Source organism: Kitasatospora sp. NPDC087271 (assembly GCF_044744605.1).
In the GTDB taxonomy this organism is placed as follows: Bacteria; Actinomycetota; Actinomycetes; order Streptomycetales; family Streptomycetaceae; genus Kitasatospora.
This window is the reverse complement of record NZ_JBIUYQ010000006.1, coordinates 52,323-69,200: the sequence shown is the minus strand read 5'-3', so window position 1 is coordinate 69,200 and position 16,878 is coordinate 52,323. Positions and strand designations below refer to the sequence as shown.

The following is a 16,878-nucleotide window of genomic DNA, read 5'->3' as shown; positions in this document are numbered from 1 at the left end:
GCCGTCCTCGGGCGGCGGGCCCACCCGCCCCACCCGCCGGCTCCGCCGTGCTCGTCCGCCATTCGGCCCCTCCTCCCGCTCGCACCCCCGGGCCCCGGCCCGAGCCCCGGCCCGGACCTCCCCCGGACCTCCCCCGGGCCTCGCCCCTGCCCGGCGAGGTTGCGAGCACCGTAGCCGAGGACACTGACAATCCGGCTCCGGGCCGGGTACGGTGCCGCGCGGAGCGCATCCGCCGAGACCCGGTGGGTGCGTCGAACCCGGTCCTGACACCATGGGACCGAGATCACGAGACCGTGACACCCTCGGAGGAGTCAGCAACATGAGCACGCACTACGACGTCGTCGTCCTCGGCGCCGGCCCCGGCGGCTACACCGCCGCCGTCCGCTCCGCTCAGCTCGGCCTGAAGACCGCGGTCATCGAGGCCAAGTACTGGGGCGGCGTCTGCCTGAACGTCGGCTGCATCCCCTCCAAGGCCCTGCTGCGCAACGCCGAGCTCGCCCACATCTTCACCAAGGAGGCCAAGACCTTCGGCATCAAGGTCGAGGGCCAGGTGACCTTCGACTTCGGCGAGGCCTTCCGCCGCAGCCGCTCGGTGGCCGACGGCCGGGTCAAGGGCGTCCACTACCTGATGAAGAAGAACGGCATCACCGAGTACGACGGCTGGGGCACCTTCGTCGACGACCATACCCTCCAGGTCGCGCTCAGCGGCGGCGGCTTCGACGTCGTCACCTTCGACCACTGCGTCATCGCCACCGGTGCCACCACCCGGCTGCTGCCCGGCACCAGCCTGAGCGACCGGGTGGTCACCTACGAGGAGCAGATCCTCACCGAGCAGCTGCCGGAGAGCATCATCATCGCGGGCGCCGGCGCGATCGGCGTCGAGTTCGCGTACGTGCTGCACAACTACGGCGTGAAGGTCACCATCGTCGAGTTCCTGGACCGCGTGGTGCCGCTGGAGGACGTCGAGGTCTCCACCGAACTGGCCAAGCAGTACCGCAAGCTCGGCATCGAGGTGCTCACCTCCACCCGGGTCGAGTCGATCGACGACAGCGACCCGAACGCCAAGGTCAAGGTCACCGTCACCAGGGACGGCCGGCAGCAGGTGCTGGAGGCCGACAAGGTGCTCCAGGCGATCGGCTTCGCGCCGCGCGTCAACGGCTACGGCCTGGAGAACGCGGGCGTCAAGCTGACCGACCGCGGCGCCATCGCGGTGGACGGCCGCGGCCGCACCAGCGCCGGGCACATCTTCGCGATCGGCGACGTGACGGCCAAGCTGATGCTCGCGCACGCCGCCGAGACGATGGCCGTGATCGCCGCCGAGACCATCGGCGGGGCGGAGACCATGGAGGTCGACTTCGCCATGATCCCGCGCGCCACCTACTGCCAGCCGCAGATCGCCTCCTTCGGTTACACCGAGGCGCAGGCCCGCGAGCTGGGCCACGACGTCAAGGTCGCCAAGTTCCCGTTCACCGCCAACGGCAAGGCGCACGGCCTCGGTCACCCGATCGGCTTCGTCAAGGTCATCAGCGACGCCAAGTACGGCGAACTGCTCGGCGCCCACCTGATCGGCCCCGAGGTCACCGAGCTGCTGCCCGAGCTGACCCTGGCCCAGCAGTGGGACCTCACCGTCCACGAGGTGGCCCGCAACGTGCACGCCCACCCCACCCTCGGCGAGGCGGTCAAGGAGGCCATCCACGGCCTCGCCGGCCACATGATCAACATGTGACGCGCACCGCATGACGGCAGGGCCCGCCCGACCTCCCGGGCGGGTCCTGCCGTGTTCCGGCGGCCCCGGGCCCGGCACCGGCTCCGACGGCAGGTCAGGCCGACTCGTCCGGTGCCAGGGCGAGGTAGGTGAGCACCGCGCCGAGCGCGGACAGCGCGGCGAGGACCAGCCCGAGGACGTGCAGGGCGTCGGTGAACCCGGCGGCCAGGGCGGCCTGGTGCGCCGCGGCCACCCTGCCCTGGACGGCCTGCCCCGCGAGCTGCGCCGCCTCGTCGGCGGCGAGGCCGCTGCCGCCCAGGTGCGCGGCGGTCAGCGTGCTGAGCAGTGCGGCGGCCCCGGAGACGGCCACGGACTCCCCGGTGATCCGCATCGTGTTGAAGACGCCCGCGGCGGCCCCGGCATGCTCGGCGGGGACGGTCCCGACGGCCGCGTCGTCCATCACCCCGAAGGCCAGTCCGACCCCGGCCCCGAACGGCAGCAGCGGCACCGCCAGCGCGAGCCACGACCCGTCGCCGCGCACCGTCACCAGCAGTAGGGAGCCCGCCGCGATCAGCGCGGAGGCGGCGGTCAGCACCGCCCGGACGGAGACGGCGGCGGCGAGGCGCCCGGCCACCAACGGCAGCAGGAGGACGGGCGCCGTCATCGGCAGCAGGAGCAGACCGCTGGTCAGGACGCTCCTGCCGCCCACGCCCTGGAGGTAGGCCGGGAGGTAGACCAGCAGCACGACGAACCCCAGGGTGACGGTGAACGGCTGGCACACCACGGCGAGGAACTCGGGCCTGCGGAACAGCCGGACGTCGACCATGGCGCGCCCGGCCCGGCGGACCTCCACCCCGGCGAACAGGACCAGCAGCAGCACCGCGCCCGCCAGCGGCAGCACCGTGCCCGGCGCCGTCCAGCCGGCGGTGCCGGCCTGCACGAGCGCGTACGACAGCGCGGCGAGCCCGCCGGTGAAGCAGACCACCCCGGGCAGGTCGATCCCGGGGTGGTCCGGGTTGCGGGACTCCGGGGCCCGGGTGGCGCACAGCCACGCGGGCAGGGCCAGGACGGCGACGAGCAGGAAGACCGACCGCCAGCCGGCCGCCTCCACCAGCAGGCCGGCGGCCGGCGGCCCGATCGCCAGGCCGGTGCCGAAGGAGGTGCCGAGGATCCCGAAGGCGAGCCGTCGGCGCCGCCCGGAGGTGGACTGGGCCAGGACCGCCGCGCCCGCCGCCAGCACGGCGGCCGCCCCGCACCCCTGCACCGCCCGGGCGGCGTCGGCCACGGCCATCGACGGCGCGAGCGCCACCACCGCGGACAGCGCGCCGACCAGCGCGATCCCCGACAGCAGCACGCGCCGCCGGCCGATCCGGTCCGCGAGGCCGCCGGCCGCCAGCGGCAGGGCGGCGAAGGTGAGGTTGAAGGCGTTCAGCATCCACTGGGCGGCGCCCACCGAGGAGCCCAGCTGCGCGGTCATGCTGGGCAGTGCCACGGCGGCCCCGGTCACCGAGAACGGCAGCATCATGCTGGCGCAGCCGACGGCGGTGACGGTCGCCCAGTAGCCGCCCGGACCGCCGTCGGTACGCGGTGGGGGAGCGGCCGTGCCCGCCGGGTGCTCGGTCCGGGGCGGCGCGGCGCGGCGGGCGTCTTCGGGAGGGGCGTCGTCGAGGCGGGGAGAAACAGTCATGGCCCCGATCGTTCGCGGGCGCCGCCGCCGGATGAAGAGAGCCCCGTTCCCTGGGTGTGACAGGGCCACCCTCCGGCCCCCGCACCCCCGGCCGGGCGCCCCATACTGGAACGCATGGCCGAACCGATCACGCTCGCCGCCAGCCTCGGCGACTACCTGCGCACCCGGCGGGCGCTGGTGTCACCCGCGCAGGCGGGGCTGCCGCCGACCGGACGCCGCCGGGTGCCCGGCCTGCGGCGCGAGGAGGTCGCCGAACTGGTCGGCCTCAGCACCGACTACTACGTCCGGCTGGAACAGGGCCGCGCCGAGCGCCCGTCCGACGAGGTGCTCGACGCGCTCGGCCGCGCCCTGCGGCTCGGCCCCGCCGAGCGCGCCCACCTGTACGACCTGGCCCGCCCGCCCCGCCGCTCGGCGGCCAGGGCGGCGGCTGCCGGAGCGGACGGCGACGCCCTGCGCCCCGCCCTGCGTCGGGTCGTGGAGGCGATGCCGACCACCCCCGCGCTGATCATGAACGACCGCAACGACGTCCTGGCGTGGAACCGGCTGGCCGCCGCGCTGATCGCCGACTTCCCCCAACTCCCGCCGCGCGAACGCAACCTGGCCCGCCGGATCTTCCTCGACCCGGGCGCGCCGGACGTCCACCTCGACTGGGAGGACGCCGCGCGCACCACCGTCGGCATCCTGCGGATGGCCTCCGGCCGGCAGCTGCACGATCCCGAACTCGTGCGCCTGATCGGCGAACTGGCACTCGGCAGCGCCGCCTTCCGCCGGTTGTGGGCCGGCCACCACGTGCACGAGAAGACCCACGGCCCCAAGCGCTTCCGGCACCCCGTGGTCGGCGACGTGACGCTCGACTACGAGACCTTCCAGGCGCCGGGCGCCGCGCGCCACCTCCTGGTCGTCTACACGGCCGCCCCCGGGAGCCCGGCCGAGGAGGCGCTCGCCTTCCTCGGCGGCTTCGCGGCCGCCGCCCCGGGCAGGTGAGCCGGGGCCGCCCGGCCCGGGCCTGATCCGCTCCGGGCCTGATCCGCTCTGGCGCGGAGCTGCTCCGGGCCTGATCCGCTCCGGCGCGGAGCCGCCGTCGTCGCCCCGCCGTCCATGGCGGGCTCGTGGACGGAGTCGGAACGGCGGGATTTCCGCAGGCTGGGCGCGTACATGACGCCTGGTGGGGCGGGTGGAGAACCCTTGACGAGGGGTGGGTTCTCTGCGAATCTCTCGGCAGGTTTGGACCAAGGTCTTTTTCGCGGGGGAGAAGACCGGCTCCGGCCCGGGCGTGCGCAGGGGGGATCTGGGCGGCCGGGAGGGTGGGGGCCGGTGCGGCCGGTCGGCCGGCCAGGGGTGGGCCGGGCGGTATTCGGTGGCCGCGTCACCAGCGGATCCGTGGCGGCAGCGTCGCTGCCCGGTCGCGTGCCCCTACCGTTTCGCCGACTGCCGAATCGAGCCGCAGATGCCTGAGTCGTTCCCCGTGTCCGCGTCGTCCTTCCAGCAGGGCATCTGGCTCACCGAGCAACTCGGGCCCGTGCACGGGGCGTTCCAGATGCCCGTCCGGATCTCCTTCGACCGGGTCGACGCCGGGGTGCTCGGCCGGGCGGTGTCCGCGCTGGCCGACCGTCACAGTGCGCTGTCCGTGGTGTTCGTGGAGCGCGACGGCAAGGTGCTGCTGGAGCGGGGGCCCGCCCCGGGCCTGGAGGTGGTCGACGCCTCCGGGGACCGCGTGGAGGACCTGGAGAAGCGGCTGGCCGAGGAGGTGGCGCGGCCGTTCGACCTGCCGGCCGGACCGCCGGCGCGGTTCACCCTCTACCGCCGCGGGGGTGGAGCGGCGGAGCTGCTGATCGTCGTTCACCACGCGGTGTTCGACGGGGAGTCGAAGGACGTCCTGGTCGCGGGCCTCGCCGAGGCCTACGCCGACGCCTACGCCGAGGCCTGTGCCGACGTCGAGGCCGCCACGCCGCCCGGCCCGCCTTCTTCGCCCGCCCCGCCGGCTCCGGAGCTGGTGCGCCGGGCCGCCGACTGGTACGGCCCGCGCTGGGCCGCCGCGACGGCGCCGGTGCTCCCCGGGCTGCGGCAGGCCGTCACGGCGGCGGGGCCGGGGGAGTCGGTCGGCTGGCGACTGGACGGTCCGGCCCGGGCGCGGCTGGCCGACGCGGCCGGGCGCAGCGGCGTCACCGTCTTCGAGTTCCTGCTCGCCGCGCTGCACGGGCTGCTGCTGCGCTACGGCGGCGAGGCCGTCCCGGTCTCCGTGCCGCTGTCCGTCCGGGCGCCGGAACAGGCCGGTGAGCCGGGGCTGTTCGTCAACGAGCTGCCGGTCCACGCGCCGTCCGGGGCGAGCGTCCGGGACTCCTTCGCGGGCTACGCCCGGGCCGTCCGCGCCGAGGCGCGCGCCGGGTACCCGTTCCGGGCGGTGCCGTTCGGCGCGGCGGTGGGCGGGCTGACGGCCCGGGTCGGCCTGGCCCCGGTGTCGTTCGGGTACCGGCGCGCCCGGGGCGCCGACCCGGTGTTCCCGGGCAGTGCCGCGCGCGTGGACCGGGCCGTGTTCAACGGCGCCGCCCGCAATACGCTCCACCTCCAGGTGGTCGACACCGCCGACGCCCTGGACTGCTCCCTCCAGTACGCCCCGGCGGTCCTGCCGCCGGCCGCCGCCGAGCGCATCGCCGGGCACTACCGGGCGCTGCTCGACGCCGCGACGGCGCGGCCGGAGACGCCGCTGGGAGACCTCGCCCTGCTGGGCGAGGCCGAGCGGCGCCTGGTGACCACCGGGTGGAACGCCACCGCCCGCGCCTACCCGAGCGACCGCACGGTGCTGGACCTGGTGCGGGAGCGGGCCGCAGGGGCACCGGACGCCCCCGCCGTCAGCGCCGCCACCGGGCGGCTGAGCTACCGGGACCTGGTGGCGCGGGTCGACGAACTGGCGGCGGTGCTGCGCGGGGCCGGGGTCGCGGCGGGCGACCTGGTCGCCCTGCACCTGGACCGCTCCGCCGACCTGCCGGCCGTGCTGCTCGCCGTGCACGCCGCCGGGGCCGCCTACCTGCCGCTCGATCCCGGCTATCCCGGCGAGCGACTGGCGCACCTGCTCGCCGACTCCGGCGCCGTGCTGCTGGTCACCGACCGGGAACCCGCCCCGGAACTGGCGGCGGCGGCGCCGGCCGTGCTCCGGCTCGGGACGGACCACCCGGCACCGGCGGCCACCACCACCGCCCCGGCGGCGACGCGGGGCGCCCTCGCCTACGTGCTGTACACCTCCGGCTCCACCGGGCGGCCGAAGGGCGTGGAGATCGGCCACCGGGCGCTGGTGAACCTGCTGGCCTCCTTCGCCGACCTGCTCGGCTCGGGGCCCCACGACGTGTGGCTCGGGCTGACCTCGCTCTCCTTCGACATCTCCGGCCTGGAACTGCTGCTGCCGCTGACCACCGGCGGCCGCCTGGTGCTCGCACCGGACGGCGCCGCCCTGGACGCCCCGGGCCTGCGCGACCTGGTCCGTCGCGAGGGCGTGACCCACGTGCAGGCGACCCCCTCCGGCTGGCGGGTGCTGCTCAGCGCCGGGACGCTGCCGCCGGGGCTGACCGCACTGGTCGGCGGCGAGGCGCTGCCGCTGCCGCTGGCCCGTGAACTGCGGGCCGGCGTCGCCAGGTTGTTCAACGTCTACGGGCCCACCGAGACGACGATCTGGTCCACCTGTGCGGAGGTCCCGGCCGGGCCGGAGGCCGTGCTGATCGGCCGGCCGATCGCCAACACGCGGGCGTACGTCCTGGACGCGGACCACCGGCCGCTGCCGGTCGGGGTGCCCGGCGAGCTCCACCTCGGGGGCGACGGGGTCGCGGACGGCTACCGGGGCCGCCCCGACCTGACCGCCGAGCGCTTCACCGCGGACCCGTTCGCCGACGCCCCGCCCGCCGGCACCCCGTCCGCTGCGGGCCTGTCCGCCGACGCCCCGTCCACGGGCCGCCGGATGTACCGCACCGGCGACCTCGCCGCCTGGACCGAGGACGGCGAACTGGCCTTCCACGGCCGGGCCGACGACCAGGTCAAGATCCGCGGCCACCGGATCGAACCCGGCGAGATCGAGGCGGCGCTGCTGGAGCACCCGGCGGTCGCGGAGGCGGCCGTCACGGTGTACGAGGAGAGCCCGGGGGAGCCCGGGCTGGTCGGCTACCACGTCCCGGCGCCCGGCGCAGGGCCGACGGGCGCCGCCGACCTGCGCGACCACCTGCTGCGCACCCTGCCCGCCGTCATGGTGCCCCGGCGGTTCGTGGCGCTGGACCGCCTGCCGCTCACCCCGAACGGCAAGCTCGACCGCCGCGCCCTGCCCGCCCCGCCGCCCGTGGCCGGACCGTCGTCGGCCGCCCCCGGTGCCTCCCCGGCGGAGGCGGAGGTCCGCGACGACGTCGCCGAAGCCGTCCTGGCGATCTGGTCCGAGGTGCTGGGCCTGCCCGAGGTCGGCCCGGACGACGACCTCTTCGAGTTCGGCGGGCACTCGCTGACGATCATCCAGATCACCGCGCGGATCCGCGCCGCGCTCGGGGTGGAGCTCGACTTCGACCTGTTCTTCGACGCCTCGACCCCGGCCGGGATCGCCGCGGCCGTCCGCGAGCGCCGCTGACCACGGGCGAGTACCCCTGCGCTCCCCCTCCCGCCCCGCCTCCCGCCCGAATGGACCGCCGATGACCGACACCCAGGACCCGCCCGCCGACTGGTCCGCCACCAAACGCGCCCTGCTCGCCCAGCGACTGCGCGGCGCCGCCGCGCCCCGGCGCACCGTCGAGCCGCGCCCCGAGGGCAGCGCACCGCCGCTGTCCAGCGGGCAGGAACGGCTCTGGTTCATGGACCAGTTCACACCGGGCGGGACGGCCTACGCGCTGGCGCCGGCCCGCCGGCTGCGCGGGCCGCTGGACCGCCCGGCGCTGGACCGCGCCCTGGCCGACCTGGTGAACCGCCACGAGGGCCTGCGGATGTCGTTCCCGACCACGGAGCACGGCACCGCCGAGGTCGCCATCGCCGAACCGGGCCCCTTCCCGGCCGAGTTCGTGGACGCGGCCGACGATCCGGACCCCCGGCGAAGAGCCGCCGACGAGATCGGCGCGCTGGTCGCCCGCCCCTTCGACCTGGCGCACGGCCCCCTCCTGCGGGCGCTGCTGGTCCGGCTCGCCGACGAGGACCACGTGCTCGCCCTGGTGATGCACCACATCGTCTGCGACGGCTGGTCCATCGACATCCTCAACCGCGAACTGGACGCGCTCTACGCCCGGCACGCCCACCGCACCCCCGCCGAACTCCCGGAGCTACCCGTACAGTTCGGCGACTACGCGCACTGGCAGCGGGAGCGGCTGGCCGGCGGCGCGCTGGCCGCCTCCCGGGACCACTGGCGTGCCGAACTCGCCGACGTCCCGGCACTGGAACTGCCCGTCGACCGCCCGCGTCCGCCGGTGCTCACCTTCGACGGCGCCGCCCTGGAGCTGCACTGGAGCCCGGAGCTGGTGCGGGCCGTCGCCGAGTGCGCCCGCGCCCACGGGGCGTCGACGTACATGGTGCTGATGGCGGGCCTCCAGGTGCTGCTGGGGCGGCACTCCGGGCAGCGGGACTTCGCCGTGGGCTCGGCGGTGGCCGGCCGCCTCCACCGCGAACTGGAGGGCGTGGTCGGGGCGTTCGTCAACATGCTGCCGATCCGGGCCCGGCTGGAGCCGGGGCAGAGCTTCGCGCGCCTGATCGGGCGGGTGCGGGAGACGACGCTCGACGCCTACACCCACCAGGAGGTGCCGTTCGAGCAGATGGTGGCGGACCTGGACGTCGAACGGGACGTCAGCCGCTCGGCGGTGTTCCAGGTGACCTTCGCGTTCCAGAACTACGGGGACCGCGCCGCCTCCACCGCGCCCGCCGCGGCGGCGGAGGGGTTCGGCTACGAGGCCACCACGACCCACGCCGACCTCGCCTTCTACCTGCGGGAGAAGAAGGACGGCGGGCTCTACGGCCTGATCACCTACCGGACCGACCTCTTCGAGGCCGACACCGTACGGCGGCTCGCCGAGCGCTTCGAGGTGCTGATGGCGGCGGCGACGGCGGATCCGGCGCAGCCCGTCGACGGCCTGCCCATGCTGACCGGGCCCGAGCGTCGGGACGTGGTCGAGCGCTGGGCGGCGGGCCCCGAACTGCCCGCGCCCGAGGCCGGTCCCGGGACGCTGACCGGGCTGCTCGCCGAGGCGGCGCGCGGCGCGGGCGACCGCCCGGCACTGGTCTTCGACGGCCGCACCCTCTCCTACCGTGAACTCGAAGCCCGGGCCACCGGCCTGGCCCGCCGGCTGCGGGCGCTGGGCGTCGGCCCGGACGACCGGGTGGCGGTGTGCCTGGAGCAGTCCCCGGAACTGGCGGCGGCCCTGGTCGGCGTCCTGAAGGCCGGCGGCGGCTACCTGCCGCTGGACCCGGAACAGCCGCCCGCGCGGCTCTCCCACCTGGTGGCGGACGCGGGCGTGCGGGTGCTGGTCACGGACTCGCGGCTGCGGACGGCGTTCGCCGGCTACGACGGCGCCGAGCTGCTCGTCGACCAGGAGCCGGTCGGCGAGGGTCAAATCCTGCCGGACGAGGCCCCGTTGGCGGAGGCGTCCGGGCCGGACGACCTCGCCTACGTGATCTACACTTCCGGCTCGACCGGGCAGCCCAAGGGCGTGGCGGTGCAGCACCGCCAGATCCTCAACTACCTGGCCGGCGTGCGGGAACGCCTGCGGATCGAGCCCGGTGCGGCCTACGGGCTGCTGCAGTCCCTGTCCTTCGACTTCAGCATCACCATGCTGTACCTGGCGCTGACCACCGGGGGCCGGGTGCACCTGCTGCCGCGCCGCATCGCCGGTGCCGAACTCGCCGAGCGCATCGAGGAGTCGGGCATCGACTACCTCAAGATGACGCCGTCGCACCTGGCCGCGCTGACCGCCGACGTGGACGCGGAGCGGCTGCTCCCGCGCCGGGCCCTGGTGCTCGGCGGCGAGGCGTCGCCCTGGGCCTGGGCGGCGGACCTCGCCGGCCGGGGCCGCTGCGCCGTGTTCAACCACTACGGGCCGACCGAGGCGACGGTCGGCGTCACCGTCCACGAGGTCCTGCCGGGCCCGGCGGGACCCGGCAGCACGCCGATCGGCACCCCGCTCGCGGGCGCCCGCTGCTACGTACTGGACGAGGCCCGCCGACCGGTGCCGCCCGGGGTGGTGGGCGAGCTCTACCTCGGCGGGGACCGGCTCGCCCGCGGCTACCTGGGCCGCCCCGACCTGACGGCGGAACGTTTCGTCGATGACCCGTTCGCCGACGGGCGGATGTACCGCACCGGCGATCTGGCCCGCTGGCGGCCGGACGGCACGCTGGAGTACCTGGGCCGCGCCGACGACCAGATCAAGGTCCGCGGCTACCGGGTCGAGCCCGGCGAGATCGAGGCCGCGCTCACCGCGCTGCCCGGCATCACCCAGGCGCTCGTGACGCTCCGCGGCGAGGGCGTCCGCCAGAACCTCGTCGCCTACCTCGAACACCCCGGCGCCGCCCCCGCCCCGACACCCGCCGAACTGCGGGAGGCGCTGGGCGCCGTCCTGCCGGACTACCTCGTCCCGGCCCGCTACGTCGTCCTCGACGCGCTGCCCCTGCTGGCCCACGGCAAGGTCGACCGCAAGGCGCTGCCCGAACCCGAGGACCCGGCGCCGACCGGCGGACACGTCGAACCCGACGGCGAGGCCGAGACGGCGATCGCCGCGATCTGGGCCCAGGTGCTGGGCGTCGAACGGGTCGGCGCGCTCGACGACTTCTTCGACCTCGGCGGCCACTCCCTGCTCGCCACCCAGGTCGTCGCCCGCCTGCGCCGGGCGTTCCCGGACCTGCCCGCCCCCATCGGCGTGATGGACCTGTTCACCCACTCCACCGTCCGCCGGCTCGCCGCCCTGGTCGCCGACCCGACCGCCGAACGCGGCCCCGGCGGCCTGCTCCACCGGCTCACCCCGCCGAGGCCGCGCACCACCGCCAGCGTGGTCTGCGCCCCCTACGGCGGCGGCAGCGCGCTCATCTACAAGCCGCTCGCCGACGCCCTGCCCGAGGACTGGGCGTTGTACTCGATCGCCGTCCCGGGGCACGAACTCGGCGAGGAGGCGATGGACATCGACGAGGTCGCCGCGACCTGCGCCCGCGAGATCGTCGAGAACGTCCCCGGCCCGATCGTGCTGTACGGGCACTGCGGCGTCGGCGTCCGCCTGGCCGTGGAGATCGCCCGGCAGGTCGAGGCCGCCGGCCGGGAGATCGACGCCGTCCACCTCGGCGGCATCTTCCCCTTCGCCCGCCCCCGGGGGCGCGGCGCCGCCGTCGGCGAACGCTGGGCCGACCTGGCCGACCGGTTGCGCAACGACCAGGGCATGATCAACGCGCTGGCCGCCGCCGGGCTGGACACCGACGAGGTCGACGCCGAGCAGCTGCGGCTGATCGTGCGCAACCGCCGCACCGGCACCAAGGACGCCGAACGCTACTTCACCCGGCTGTTCGACAGCGAGGACGGCCGGATCAGGGCCCCGATCATCGCCGTCTGCGGCGAGCGCGACCCGGCGACGGACTTCTACCAGGAGCGCTACCGGGAGTGGCACCGGCTCACCGACACCGCCGCGGTCGTCGTGCTCGACGAGGCCGGCCACTTCTACCTCAAGTACCGGGCCGCCGAACTCGCGGAGATCCTCACCCGCGTCCACCGCTCGATCGCCGACGGCCAGGAGGAACGGCACCACCGGAGCGACGGCGCGACCTGGTGGCTGGCCGGGCTCTCCCGGGGCGACGGCGCGCCACGGGCGGAGCAGGCCCCGCTGCGACCGACCATGCGCCGCTTCCTCACCGTCGCCTCCGGGCAGCAGGTGTCGATGATCGGATCGGCGCTCACCGAGTTCGCCCTCCCGGTCTGGATCTACCTGCGCACCGGCTCCCTGGCCCAGTTCGGGCTGCTGGCCGCCTGCGGACTCGTCCCCGGCATCCTCGCCGCACCGATCGCGGGCGCCGTCGTCGACCGGGGCGACCGGCGCCGGATCATGCTCTACGGCGACCTCGCCGCGGGCGCCACCCAGGCGCTGCTGCTCCTGCTCCACCTCACCGGAAGCCTCCAGGTCTGGCACGCCTACGTGCTCATCGGCGTGCTCTCCACCGCGCTCACCTTCCAACGGCTCGCCTGGAACGCCGCGGTGCCCCAACTCGTCCCCAAGCGCTACCTCGGCCGGGCCAACGGCCTGGTGCAGATGGCCTTCGGCCTCGCCCAGTTCCTCGTCCCGCTGTTCGCCGTCGGCCTGCTCGCCGCGATCGGGCTCGGCGGCATCCTCACCCTCGACGTCGTCAGCTACGCCGCCGCCCTCGCCGTCACCCTGGCGGTCCGCTTCCCCGACCTGATGGGCGCCAGCCGGCGCGAGAGCGTCTCCGCCGAGATCCGCGAGGGCTTCCGGCGGGCCCTCGGCAGCCGGCACTTCCGGGCCATGCTGCTGTTCTTCGCGGTGCTGAACATCTTCCTCTCCCCGCTGTTCCTGCTCACCACCCCGCTGGTGCTCTCCTTCGCCCCGCTCGCGGCGGCCGGCTGGGTGTCGACGGCGGCCGGCCTCGGGGCCGTACTCGGCGGGCTCACCCTGCTCGCCTGGGGCGGGCCGCGCCACCTGCGGCTGCGCGGGGTGCTGCTCGCCACCCTGGCCCTGGCCGGGGCGTGCCTGGTCACCGGGCTGCGCCCGTCGCTGGTCGTGGTCGCCCTCGGTGCGTTCGGCATGGCCTTCGGCCTGGCCCTGGTCAACGGCGTCTACGCGACCATCGTGCAGACCAAGGTGCCGCTGCGCTTCCACGGCCGGGTGATCGCCGTGAACACCATGGTCGCCTGGTCGACCCTGCCGGTCGGCTTCGCCCTGGTCGCCCCGCTCGGGCCCCGGCTGCTCCAGCCGCTGATGGACCACGACGGCGCCCTGGCCCCGACCGTGGGCCGGCTCATCGGCACCGGCGACGGCCGCGGCATCGGGCTGCTCTACCTGCTGTTCGGCCTCGCCATGGCCGCCCTGGTGCTGGTCTGCCTGGCCGTGCCCGTGCTGCGCCACTTCGACCGGGACGTCCCCGACGCCGAGCCCGACGACCTGGTCGGGCTGAAGACCCTCCAGGACCGGGCCGCGACCGCTCCTGCCACCCCCGCTGCCCCCGCCGCTCCTGCCACCCCTGCTGCTCCTGTCGCTCCCGCTGCCCTTGCCGCCCCGCGCCGCTCCGAGACCGAGGTGACCGTCCGGTGACCACCGCCATCCACCCGCTGACCGGCGAACAGCGCCGGCTCTGGTTCCTCCAGCAACTCCACCCGGACGACGCCGGCTTCAACATGTACCTCAACCGGCGGTGGACCGGGCCGATCGACCCGGAGGCCCTGCGCACCGCGCTGCACCGGCTGGCGGCGCGGCACGAGATCCTGCGCACCCGCTTCGCGCTCGGCGCCGCCGCAGGGCCCGCGGCCGCGGACGGCGAGGAACCCGTCCAACTCGTCCAGCCCCCGGCCGAGATCGACCTCGCCCTGGTCCGGCTGCCCGAGGGCGCGGCCGAGGCCGAGTTCACCGACGCCTGCCGCCCGTACGTCAACGCGCCCTTCGACCTCGCCGCCGGGCCGCCGCTGCGGGCCGCGCTGATCAGCGCGGGGGCGGGGGAGCACGCGCTCTGCGTCGTCGTCCACCACATCGTCTCGGACGGCTGGTCGTTCCGGACGATGTGGCGCGAACTGCTCGCCCTCTACCGCGAGGCGATCGGCGAGGCCCCCGCCGAACTGCCCGAACTCCCGCTCCAGTACGGCGACTTCGCCCGCGCCGAGCAGGCCAGGACGGCCGGCGGGGCGGGCGAGGAGGCGTTCCGCTACTGGGTGGAGAGGCTGGCCGGCACCGGGGCGTTGCGCCTCCCGCTCGACCACCCGAGGCCGGCCGACCCGGCCCGGCCCGCCGGGTTCACCACCGTCCGCCTCGACCCCGAACTGACCGCCGCCCTCGACCGGTTGGCGCGACAGGAGCGGTGCACCCCGTTCATGGTGCTGCTGGCCGGGTACCAGTACGTGCTCGCGCGCTGGACCGGCTGCCGGGACTTCGTGGTCGGCACCCCGCTGGCCGGCCGCAACGAGGCCGCGCACGAGGCGCTGCTCGGCTACTTCAGCCGGACGGCGGTGATCCGGGCCGACCTCACCGGCGACCCCGACACCGGGGACCCCGACTTCCGCACCGTGCTGCGGCGCACCCGCTCGGCCACGCTCGCCGCCCTGGGCCACCAGGACGTGCCGGTCGAACGGCTCGCCGGCCACCTCGGCCTGCCCGCGGAGCCCGGCGCCGGGCCGCTGTACCGGGCCGTCTTCGTCCACCAGAGCCAGTACGACCTGGCGGGCGGCCCCGGCGCGCCCGCCCTGCCCGCGGGCGTCCGCACCGCGAGCATGGACTCCGGCTTCGAGCAGGCCAAGACCGACCTGCTGCTGGACAGTTGGCGCACCGCCGACGGCGGGATCGCGCTGTCCTTCTGCTTCGACCGCGAGGTGCTGGACCGGGAGACCGTCGAGGCCCTCGGCCGGCGGTGCCGCGCCCTGTTCGCCCGGGTGGTCGACGACCCGCAGCTCCCGTTGCACGGGGACTGGCTGGTGGGGCCCGAGGAGCGGGCGGAACTGCTCGCACTGGGAGCGGGCCCGGAGGCCCAGGAGGCCCGGACGGTGCTGGAGCGGTTCGCCGAGCAGGCCGCCGCCCGCCCGGACGCCCCGGCGCTGGAGTGCGACGGCCGGAGCCTGACCTACGGCGAACTCGACCGGCGCTCCAGCGCGTTGGCGCGACGGCTCGGCCGGGTGGCGGGCCGGGTCGTCGCGGTGTCGATGCCGCCCTCCTTCGACCTGGTCGTCGCCCTGACCGCGATCTGGAAGGCCGGCGCCGCCTACCTGCCGCTCGATCCGGCCCACCCCGAGGAACGCCGCCGGCTGATGGTGCGCGAGGCCGACGCCGCCCTGGTCCTCACCGGCGTCGACCCGGCGATCGACGGCCCCGGGCACGACGGTCCCGACCACGCCGACCCCGACCCCGGGCACGCCGACCCCGTCCCGTCGGACCCCTGGGGCCCGGCCTACGTGCTCTACACCTCCGGCTCCACCGGCGCGCCCAAGGCCGTCGCCGTCGACCACGCCGCGCTGGCCGCGCGGGTGGCCTGGATGGCCGGGCCCGACGGCTACGCGCTCGGACCCGCCGACCGGATCGTCCAGTTCGCCTCGCTCGGCTTCGACACCCACGTCGAGGAGCTCTGGCCCGCGCTCGCCTCCGGGGCCTGCGTCGTCCTGCTGCCCGGCGGCGGCCGCACCCTGCCCGACCTGCTGGGCGGCCCGCACGGCGACACCGTCACCGTGCTCGACCTGCCCACGGCCTACTGGGAGGAGCTCGTCGGCCTCGGCGAGCAGACCCGCTGGCCGGCCGCGCTGCGCCTGCAGATCCTCGGCGGCTCCCAGGTGGGCGCCGACGCCGTCGGCCGGTGGCGGCAGCGGCACGGCGACGCCGTCCGGCTGGTCAACACCTACGGCCCCACCGAGGCCACCGTCATCGTCACCGCGACCGACCTGACCGCCGCGGACACCGCCCGCCAGCCTGCGCTGGGCCGCCCGCTGCCCGGCGTCCGGCTCCACGTGCTGGACGAGCGCGGTGCCCTGCTGCCGCGCGGCTCCGAGGGCGAGCTGTACCTCGGCGGCGCCGGGCTGGCGCGCGGCTACCTGGGCCGGCCCGACCTGACGGCGGCCGCCTTCGTGCCCGACCCGTTCACCGCCGACCCGTCGACCGGCGACCCGCTCACCGTGGACCCGCTCACCGGCGGCCGGATGTACCGCACCGGCGACCGGGTCCGCTGGCGCACGGACGGGCAGCTGGAGTACCTGGGGCGCGGCGACGGCCAGCTGAAGCTGCGCGGCTACCGGATCGAACCCGCCGAGATCGAGTCCGCCCTGGCCGCGCACCCGGCCGTCGCCCAGGCCGCGGTGCTGCTGCGCGACGGGCGGCGGCTGCTGGCGTACGCGGTGCCCCGCCCGGGCGCCCGGCCCGGCCCGGCGGAGCTGCGCGAGCACCTGGCCCGGCGGCTGCCCGCCTACCTGGTGCCGGACGCCGTGGTGCTGCTGGACCGGCTGCCGCTGACCGCGAACGGCAAGCCCGACCCGGCGGCGCTGCCCGACCCCGAACCGGCCGCGGGGGCCCGCTACCTCGCGCCGCGCACCGACGCCGAACACCTGGTCACCGAGCTGTGGCAGGAGGTGCTGGGCGTGCCCAGGGTCGGGGTGCTCGACGACTTCTTCGCGCTCGGCGGGGACTCCCTGCTGGTCACCCGGGTCGCCGCGCGGATCCGGGCCGGGCTCGGCCTCGACGTGCCGATCCGGGACGTCTTCGAGAGCAGCACCCCGGCCGTCCTGGCGGCCCGGATCGAGGCGCTGCTGATCGCCGAGATCGACGGCCTCACCGAGGCGGAGGCCGCCGGCCGGCTCACCGGCTGAGGG

6 protein-coding genes are annotated in these 16,878 nt (G+C 75.8%); 5 read left to right on the top strand and 1 reads right to left on the bottom strand.

Annotated features, from left to right (window positions below; translation table 11 throughout):
• Nucleotides 1–319: 319 nt before the first annotated feature.
• Nucleotides 320–1,726: a dihydrolipoyl dehydrogenase gene (gene lpdA / locus ACIO9K_RS12440; protein ID WP_363621748.1), complete on the top strand. Its 1,407-nt coding sequence runs from the start codon at nucleotides 320–322 to the stop codon at nucleotides 1,724–1,726.
• Between the two features lie 94 nt (nucleotides 1,727–1,820).
• Here the strand turns inward: lpdA and ACIO9K_RS12435 are convergent, their stop codons facing one another.
• Nucleotides 1,821–3,392 carry an MFS transporter gene (locus ACIO9K_RS12435; RefSeq protein ID WP_400329070.1) on the bottom strand — a complete coding sequence of 524 codons (1,572 nt, stop codon included), beginning with the start codon at nucleotides 3,390–3,392 and terminating at the stop codon, nucleotides 1,821–1,823.
• 114 nt (nucleotides 3,393–3,506) lie between these two features.
• On the opposite strand from ACIO9K_RS12435, the gene ACIO9K_RS12430 reads away from it, so the two are divergent.
• The 4 genes from ACIO9K_RS12430 (at nucleotide 3,507) to ACIO9K_RS12415 (ending at nucleotide 16,875) form a co-directional block, all read left to right on the top strand.
• Nucleotides 3,507–4,376 carry a helix-turn-helix transcriptional regulator gene (locus ACIO9K_RS12430; protein WP_363621744.1) on the top strand — a complete coding sequence of 290 codons (870 nt, stop codon included), beginning with the start codon at nucleotides 3,507–3,509 and terminating at the stop codon, nucleotides 4,374–4,376.
• A gap of 463 nt (nucleotides 4,377–4,839) precedes the next feature.
• Nucleotides 4,840–7,989, top strand: a complete 3,150-nt coding sequence (locus tag ACIO9K_RS12425) for an amino acid adenylation domain-containing protein (protein ID WP_400329067.1) — start codon at nucleotides 4,840–4,842, stop codon at nucleotides 7,987–7,989.
• 61 nt (nucleotides 7,990–8,050) lie between these two features.
• Nucleotides 8,051–13,636 (top strand): amino acid adenylation domain-containing protein, encoded by a 5,586-nt coding sequence (locus ACIO9K_RS12420; protein WP_400329064.1) that lies wholly within the window; start codon nucleotides 8,051–8,053, stop codon nucleotides 13,634–13,636.
• Nucleotides 13,633–16,875, top strand: coding sequence for an amino acid adenylation domain-containing protein (locus ACIO9K_RS12415; RefSeq protein WP_400329061.1), 3,243 nt, complete (start codon nucleotides 13,633–13,635; stop codon nucleotides 16,873–16,875). Before ACIO9K_RS12420 ends, ACIO9K_RS12415 begins: the two co-directional genes overlap by 4 nt.
• Nucleotides 16,876–16,878: the final 3 nt, after the last annotated feature.

Bases quoted from the DNA above. Each gene is read 5' to 3' on its own strand.
- lpdA (WP_363621748.1), top strand. From the start codon at position 320: ATGAGCACGCACTACGACGTCGTCGTCCTCGGCGCCGGCCCCGGCGGC.
- ACIO9K_RS12435 (WP_400329070.1), bottom strand. From the start codon at position 3,392: ATGACTGTTTCTCCCCGCCTCGACGACGCCCCTCCCGAAGACGCCCGC.
- ACIO9K_RS12430 (WP_363621744.1), top strand. From the start codon at position 3,507: ATGGCCGAACCGATCACGCTCGCCGCCAGCCTCGGCGACTACCTGCGC.
- ACIO9K_RS12425 (WP_400329067.1), top strand. From the start codon at position 4,840: ATGCCTGAGTCGTTCCCCGTGTCCGCGTCGTCCTTCCAGCAGGGCATC.
- ACIO9K_RS12420 (WP_400329064.1), top strand. From the start codon at position 8,051: ATGACCGACACCCAGGACCCGCCCGCCGACTGGTCCGCCACCAAACGC.